Raw genomic sequence first — 621 nt, 5'->3', positions numbered from 1 at the left:
ATCGGCGGCGCAGGAAAAACTGCCGTCAAACTCGGCGATGACGTTCTGATTGCCGATCAGCAGGGCGGCGGCGCCGGCTCCAGCATAGGACTCGGTCAGGTCGCCCGGCGCGGTGTTGCGGTTGATGGTGTCGGCGCCGATGGCCAGGGCACTGCCGGTCATGCCGGAGGCCACCAGGGCCTGGCAGATCTGCAGGGCGGAGGTGCCGGACTTGCCGGCAAACTGCACGTCGGCGCAATAGGCGTCGTAACCGCTGCCGAGCATTTCCAGGATGATCGAAGCCGAGGCTCGCGAGTCGTAGGGGTTGGTGCAGGTGCCCAGGTACAGGGCTTCGAGCTCATGGCCGGGGACTTTATCCAGGGCCCGTTGCGCCGCCAGCACACCGAGGGTGATGACATCTTCATCGGGCTGCAGCACGGCTCTTTCAGTGACGCCGAGGTTTTCCTCGACCAGCTTGAGCTCGGTGTTTTTCCAGACGTTGATCACGTCCTGGACTTTGAGGCGGCATACCGGAATACCCGCGCCATAGCTGACAATGCCTACTTTTTTCACGTTCATTTTCCTCTTGATTCCATTCTTTTTGAGAAAACTGGGTCGTGCCTGCTCAGAAGCACCCTTGAA

General features: G+C 60.7%; 1 pseudogene. It reads right to left on the bottom strand.

The features are described from left to right. Nucleotides 1-558 (bottom strand): annotated as a pseudogene (locus C6B38_RS06950) (hydroxymethylglutaryl-CoA synthase); the annotation flags it as partial. Nucleotides 559-621 lie beyond the last annotated feature (63 nt).

Origin of the sequence: Spiroplasma sp. ChiS (assembly GCF_002968355.1) — a bacterium.
Classification (GTDB): domain Bacteria; phylum Bacillota_I; class Bacilli_A; order Mycoplasmatales; family Mycoplasmataceae; genus Spiroplasma; species Spiroplasma citri.
The sequence above is the reverse complement of the archived record's forward strand: the minus strand, read 5'-3'. Positions and strand labels throughout refer to the sequence as shown.